Below are 6,125 nucleotides of genomic sequence, written 5' to 3' on the forward strand. Positions count from 1 at the left end.
GACGGCCCCCGCCCGCGTCGAAGCTGTCACGGCCGGAGTGCCCGATACGCAGCGTATTCCCCGCGTAGATGAGGTCAGGGTTCTTGATGTTGTTGTCACGGGCCAGCTTCGACACGGTGGTGCCGAAACGGGCAGCCAGGCCAGAGAGGGTGTCACCAGGGCGGATGCGGTAGTTGGACATAGGAACCTCCTGCTCCCATTGTCAGGAGGTCCCCGGCAGAGTTGCGGCGCCCTTCCAAGATTCTGGGAATGGTTTCAGAGTTGTGACATTCCGCCCAGGGTGGAATGCCTCGGGCCTGCCTCCGAGCGCCCGGCCGTCGAGGCGGGGCCGGGTTCAACCTGGCTCGGTGATGGCCCTGTTGCAGGGCGGCAGGTGCCACGGAGTCAGCTGCCGTCTGGACGCCGCGAGAATCCCTGTTGCCATGTACCAACCCAGAACAGGACCGGCCCCTGCTCCCATGACGGGGACCGGGAAGTTTCCGAGCATTGGCACGCAGAGTGTCGCGGCGATGTAGACGAAGAGACTGGTCGCGAGGGGGATTCCAAGGCCACCGCTCGTCTTCCCGAGGCCGGTGCCTGTCGCGGCGGGCAGCAGGAGCAGGGCGAGCGCGCCCCCTGCCAGGATGCCGAGTACGGGCGACAGACTGGCGGCCAGTTGGAGGATGCGTTCGACGTGAGGGACCGCGGCGAGTGGGTCCGGCTGGAGCCATGCACCGAAGCCGATGAGGAGAACGCCGGTGCAACTGACGGCACGCTGGAGCCAGTGCGTCGAGTGCGCACGGGCGAGCAGGGTGCTCGCAGCCAGCGCGAAGGCGGTCCCCTGGCCCGCGTCGGGTTGCGCGGCATGGACGGCCGATAACCCCACGGCGAGGACGGCGGCGACGGAGAAGCGCCGGTGCAGCGCTTCACTCATCCCGAGGAGCACCCACGGCACCACCACGGCGGAAGCGTGGAGGCGTATCGGCCCCAGCCCCATCCATCGATGAACGCCGTCGAGTCCCGGAAAGAGCAGTGTCGAGGCGGTGAGCAGCACCGCGATGACCGCGAGGGGGCCGGAGACTCGCGGGAGTGTCGCGCTCGACAGGCGCCCTGCCATGGCCGCCACGCCGGCACCGAGGGCCGCCGCCGTCGCATTGATGGCGAAGGCGGCGATGGGGGCGCCACTTCGCCATGCGACGAAGGCGCCCAGGAGCATGGCGGGAAGTGGCAGGAGCAGCAGCCAGGACGGCGCGGTCTTCCGCGCCTCGGTGGGAGTCATGCGAGGCGTATAATACGAGCGTCCGTGCCGCGACATGGGCTCACCTCGCGGCGTCTGGCGCCGACCTCGCTAGGAGGTGCCCCAGCGTGAAGGCAGGGGGCCGCTCCACTGCGTCCGAGTCCCGGGCGTCGTCAGCGGCGAGTCCCCGGCGATGCGCATCACGTTCGCGTCCGCGTTCATGTTGGACCAGTCCACCGCGATGTTGCGGCAGTACCGGTCGCGGGCGAACCCTGTCTGGAGGTCATGCACACAAGGCGTCGGGTCCCAGACGCGGTCTGCTTGCAGGCGCTGGACCGCGGCGACGATGGTGGACGGCATCTCCCCGGAGGCCCGGACGAAGGGAACGCCGTCGATGGGCGTGCCATCCGACGCGAAGAGCTCGAAGACCTTGCCGGAGTAGCTCAGCGAGCCCGGCACGCTGAAGTCCCATGCCCCGGCGGTGAAGGGGGCGGCCTGACCACAGGAGGCCGGGTTCCCAGGGGCATCCGTGCAGGCGCCGCGAAGGTGGAGAACCAGCACGGCGTCTGTCTCCACCGTGTAGCCCTGGGGGAAGGTGAAGGTGAAGTCGGAGTTGGTGAGCTCCTTGAGGGAGAGGCCCGTCAGCGAACCGCCGGTGACGGCCACCAGCTCGATGAGCTCCTGCTGGACGTACGGGTTGATCTCCGTGATGCGCAGCGAGGCCTCTGGCGCGGAGCTCCCTGCATCCGTGCCCGAGTCCGGAGCGCCGGCATCACCCGAGCCCGCGTCCACGTCCACGCCACCATCGTCCGAGTCCGTCGAACCCGCGTCCACGCCGGAGTCTTCCGCGGAGGCCTGAACGCAAGTCTCCTCCACGCAGACGATGTCCGGTCCACGGGACATGCAGTCGCGGTTCTCCGTGCATTCGGACGAGGAACAGGCGGAGAGGAGTGGGAGCAGGGCGACGGCCAGGACGCGTGAGCGCCGGTGCGGATGGAGCATGGTGGAAATTCCTGGATGTAAGAGGGGCAGAGAGGTGAGGGGAAAAAAGCCCATCCCCCGTTCAGGAGGCAAGGCGCGCACGACGGTCCGTCAATCCGGCGGCCTGGTGCCGCTACGCCGAGGAGCCCGTGGCTTCGCAGCTCTACACCTTCACCACGCTCGCAGTCCTGGCACTGCTTGCCGTTGGAGTGACAGCCCTACCGTAGTCGTCCAGGCACCCGGAATACGCGCCGAATCCGCCACCGCGCTTGCCGTGGGAGGGACCTTTCGATGACCATGAATGCACCTCGGAGGAACTTCCACGTGGAGCCACGGCACGGGCCGGCACAGGCCATGGTCTCTCTCCCCGCGGAGGTGCTGGAGCAGCTGCGCGAGGACCTGGCCCGTGCGGTGGCCCGGGTGTGTCCGCCCCACATGGCCGATCGCCGGGATGACCTGGTGCAGACGGCGATGATGCGCGTCATGGAGTTGCAACGGCGCGAGCCCGACCGCGGCCGGTTGACCTCCGCCTACTTGTACCGCGTCGCCTACACCGCGCTGGTGGACGAGCTGCGCAACGTGTCACGCCGCCGTGAGGTCCAGCTGGAAGTGGTGGAGTCGCTGTCCGAGCCGCCGGTGGCATCGGGCGACCCGGAGAAGGCCGCGGGAGGCTCCCAGATTGCCCAGGCCGTGCGCGACTGTCTGCGCAAGCTGGTCCAGGACCGCCGGCTGGCGGTGACGCTGTACCTGCAGGGCCACAGCGTGCCGGAGTCCGCGCGGCTGTTGGGCTGGGACGACAAGCGCACCGAGAACCTCATCTACCGGGGCCTGGCCGCGCTGCGCCTGTGCCTCTCCGCGAAGGGATTCGAGCCGTGAGCGAGCGAGGACGCGACGAGACGAAGCCCGATGCCGCCACCGTCGAACGTCTGCGCGCCGCCGTGCGCGCCGAGGACCCGGTGGAGCGCGCGGAGGCGCCGGTGGATGCGGACCTCGTCTGGCGCGCGGTGAGCGGCGAGCTGCCCGCCGAAGAGCGCCACGCGGTCATCGAGCGCGTGGCGGCGGACCCGGCCTGGGCGGCGGCCTGGCGGCTCGCGAACGAACTGACGCGCTCCGCCGCGGAGGCCGCGCCTCCCGTGGCGCCCTGGGTGGACCGTCCGCGCACCCGGCGCGGCGATGGTGAAGCGCGGCAGAAGCGCCGGTTCCGCTTCGCCTGGAGCCAGCCCCTGTGGGGTGTGGCGGCGACCGCGGCCCTGGCCCTCATCGTGGTGGGCGTGGTGATGCGGGAAGAACCGGAGCAGCCGCGGCTGCGTGGCGGCGACACGGCGGCGGTCGTCTCCCAGGTGCCAGAGGCGGTGCCGCTCAAGCGCGACGCCTGTGTGCTGCGCTGGAGCGGCGGCCCCGAGGGAACCCGCTGGTCGGTGCGGTTGTCCACGGAGGACCTGAGCTGGGTTCACCGCGTGGACTCGCTGGAGACGCGTGAGTACCGGGTGCCTTCCGAGGTGCTGGCGCCGGTGAAGCCGGGAGCGACGTTGCTGTGGCAGGTGGAAGCGCGGTTGCCGGACGGGCAGGTGCTTCGCGGCGCCACGTTCGTCAACCGGCTGGAGTGAAACGGGCGGTCCGGAGCCCATGGAGGGCCTCATGAAAGCGGAGCTGGGCATGAAGACACGACAGTGGATGCGCGCGGGACTGATGGCGCTCCTGATGGGAGTGGCCGGTGGGGCAGGGCAGGCCTGGAGTCAGTCGGCGCCCGTCACCCGCGCGGTGAAGACGGATGCCAGCCACGGCGAGGCGGGAGACCAGGTGGTGGCCTCGGTGACGGAGGCGGGTGTCCGCACCGGCGCGAGCCAGTCCGTGACGCTCCAGCTCGTCGGCCCCGCGGGTGACGTCGTCGCGCAGACCAAGGGTGTGGTGGACCCGGATGCGCCCCTGCGCCTGAGCTACGTGGCGCGCACCGCGGACCCGCTGTTCGCGCGCGCCATCGCGACGGTGAGCGGGAAGACCCTCTCCGTGGCGGTGGTGACGGTGGAGCGCTGGTCCGTCATGGATCCAGACTCCTGGACCTGGCCCCAGAACTGCTACTTCGAGCTGGCGATGCCCAGGCCCCCGCCTCCTCCCCCTGGGCCCGTGACGCTCAAGTGCGAGCCCGTCACCCCGCCGCCCACCCGCTGACGTGTCGCTCCGGACGCACCGGTCCGAAAGAAGCAACAGCAGGCTCCTCACCTTCCTGATGGGGACCCTGCTCTCGGTGTGTCCGGGCCTGGCCTTCTCCGCGGCGCCAGGCCCTCCCCAGCCTCCCGCGCTCGAGGCGTGCCGGGAGCGCTTCTCCGCGCGGCCAGAGGGCCGGGAAGCGGCGATGTGCTTCTACCAGTGTGCCCAGGTCGCTTCCGCTCGTGACGCTGTCGTGCGCGAGCTGACGGCCCTGATGGCGCGTCACCCCGACCACGGCTGGCTGCCCCTGGTGCTCGGGCATGTCGGGATGCTGTCCAGCCGCAAGGCGGCGGAAGGTCCCTATCGCCACGCGGCGCAGACGTTCCGCCGGCTCCAGGATGCGGAGGGCGAGGTGCTGGCGGCCATCAACCTGCGCGCCATCCTCCTGGCACAAGGGCGCACCCAGGAGGCCTGGGATTGGACGCGGCGCGTGGTGGAGGTGGCGAGCGCCTCCGGCCGGCCAGAGCTCCACGCCCGCGCGCTCATCGTCGAGGCCAGCCAGCTCTACGAGGTGGCGCTCGACCTGGGACGGGCCTTCCGTGTGCTCAAGCGCGCCGAGCCGCTCGTCTTCCCGGACGGCGCGGACGGGCTGAAGAAGCAGTACCTGTCCGTCATGAGCACGGTGAGCGAGCGGCTGGGCCAGCTGGAGGAAGCCTCGGACGTCAATGCCCGGTTGGTGGAGTTGACCCGGAGCACGGGTGACCTCTTCCTGGAAGCGCATGCGCGCTTCACGCTCGCCAACGTCGCGCTGCGGCGGCTCGAGCGTGACCACGTGCCGGAGGACCGGACGCGAGCGTTGGCGCTGGCGCGGCAGGCCCTGGCCGCCGCGGAGCGGGCGGGGAACCCAACGCTGGTGGCCCGGGCGGTGCGCCTCACGGCGGACCTGTTGGGAGACACCCCCGAGGAGCGCCGTGAGGCGGACGCGCTCCTGGAGCGGTGCATGGCGCTCGCGGAGTCGCTGGATTCGAACGAGCGGCGGCTGGCGTGTCTCTGGACGCGCGCGGAGCGGCGGGCAGACGTGGACCCGGCCGGAGCCATTCAGGACTCGGAGGCGTCGCTGCGCCTGGCCTCCGAAGGAGACGACCCGCTGTTCCTCGCGCTGGCCCTTCGAGGCCGCGGCACGGTGGCGTACCGGACACAACCCTTGCCCCAGGCACTGGCGCATGCGGAGCGCGCCCTGGACGCGCTGGAGTCCCTGCGCCAGACGCAGAGCGATGCCTCCAGCCAGGCGGAGCTGTTCGCGACGTGGGCCCGCGACTACCACCGGCTCGCGGGCTGGACGTTGGAGGCCGGCGGCGCGACGGGCAAGCCCGCCACGCTCCCCTTCGGGGAGGCCGTGTCGCGGGCCTTCGCCGTGAGTGAGCGGCTCCGGGCCAGGACGCTGCTCGATGCCCTGGTCGCCTTTCGCGCACTCGCGGACTCCGGGGACACGCCCGAGCGCCGGGCGCAGCGCAGCGAGGTGCAGTCGCGGCTGGTGGCGGTCCAACGCCAGCTCTTGGACCCGTCGCTCGCGAACGCTGGACGCGAGGCGGCCCTGAAGGAACTCCAGGAGCTGGAGCGCCGCGAGCGGGACCTGCGCCCAGCGCCTCGCCACGGCGCGCGGGAGTTCGCCTCATTGGCGTCCGTGGAGCAGGGGCTGGGGGAGGACGAGGCGCTGCTGGCCTTCCTCGTGGGGGACGACGAGGACCTCAGTGGGACGTCGGCGGGGGGGGCGTGGCTG

Annotated in this window: 6 protein-coding genes and 1 pseudogene; 4 read left to right on the top strand and 3 right to left on the bottom strand. The window is 71.0% G+C overall.

Annotated elements, in window-relative coordinates; all coding sequences use genetic code 11:
- From G4D87_RS31910 to G4D87_RS31920, 3 genes are all read right to left on the bottom strand, one after another.
- Window positions 1–181, bottom strand: a 181-nt coding sequence (locus G4D87_RS31910; RefSeq protein ID WP_163786466.1) for a LysM peptidoglycan-binding domain-containing protein, incomplete at its 3' end; no start/stop codon positions are given.
- Window positions 182–334: 153 nt separating this feature from the next.
- Window positions 335–1,195 carry a hypothetical protein gene (locus G4D87_RS31915; RefSeq protein ID WP_240358775.1) on the bottom strand — a complete coding sequence of 287 codons (861 nt, stop codon included), beginning with the start codon at window positions 1,193–1,195 and terminating at the stop codon, window positions 335–337.
- A 132-nt stretch (window positions 1,196–1,327) separates the two neighbouring features.
- The gene (locus G4D87_RS31920; RefSeq protein ID WP_163786468.1) at window positions 1,328–2,218 is read right to left on the bottom strand and encodes a lipoprotein TP_1001-related protein; all 891 of its coding nucleotides are present in this window, start codon (window positions 2,216–2,218) and stop codon (window positions 1,328–1,330) included.
- Window positions 2,219–2,551: 333 nt separating this feature from the next.
- On the opposite strand from G4D87_RS31920, the gene G4D87_RS31925 reads away from it, so the two are divergent.
- From G4D87_RS31925 to G4D87_RS31940, 4 genes and pseudogenes are all read left to right on the top strand, one after another.
- Window positions 2,552–3,073: an RNA polymerase sigma factor gene (locus G4D87_RS31925; RefSeq protein ID WP_163786469.1), complete on the top strand. Its 522-nt coding sequence runs from the start codon at window positions 2,552–2,554 to the stop codon at window positions 3,071–3,073.
- Complete coding sequence (locus tag G4D87_RS31930; protein ID WP_240358777.1) at window positions 3,070–3,804, top strand: hypothetical protein; 735 nt, start codon at window positions 3,070–3,072, stop codon at window positions 3,802–3,804. Before G4D87_RS31925 ends, G4D87_RS31930 begins: the two co-directional genes overlap by 4 nt.
- A 31-nt stretch (window positions 3,805–3,835) precedes the next feature.
- Complete coding sequence (locus G4D87_RS31935) at window positions 3,836–4,366, top strand: hypothetical protein (RefSeq protein WP_240358778.1); 531 nt, start codon at window positions 3,836–3,838, stop codon at window positions 4,364–4,366.
- Window positions 4,367–4,424: 58 nt separating this feature from the next.
- Window positions 4,425–6,125 (top strand): annotated as a pseudogene (locus tag G4D87_RS31940) (CHAT domain-containing protein); the annotation flags it as partial.

The sequence above is a fragment of the Myxococcus vastator genome, assembly GCF_010894475.1.
Lineage (GTDB): Bacteria > Myxococcota > Myxococcia > Myxococcales > Myxococcaceae > Myxococcus > Myxococcus vastator.

What these genes read in the sequence shown, in the direction of transcription:
- G4D87_RS31915 (WP_240358775.1), bottom strand. Translation starts at nt 1,195, where the DNA reads ATGCTCCTGGGCGCCTTCGTCGCATGGCGAAGTGGCGCCCCCATCGCC.
- G4D87_RS31920 (WP_163786468.1), bottom strand. Translation starts at nt 2,218, where the DNA reads ATGCTCCATCCGCACCGGCGCTCACGCGTCCTGGCCGTCGCCCTGCTC.
- G4D87_RS31925 (WP_163786469.1), top strand. Translation starts at nt 2,552, where the DNA reads ATGGTCTCTCTCCCCGCGGAGGTGCTGGAGCAGCTGCGCGAGGACCTG.
- G4D87_RS31935 (WP_240358778.1), top strand. Translation starts at nt 3,836, where the DNA reads ATGAAAGCGGAGCTGGGCATGAAGACACGACAGTGGATGCGCGCGGGA.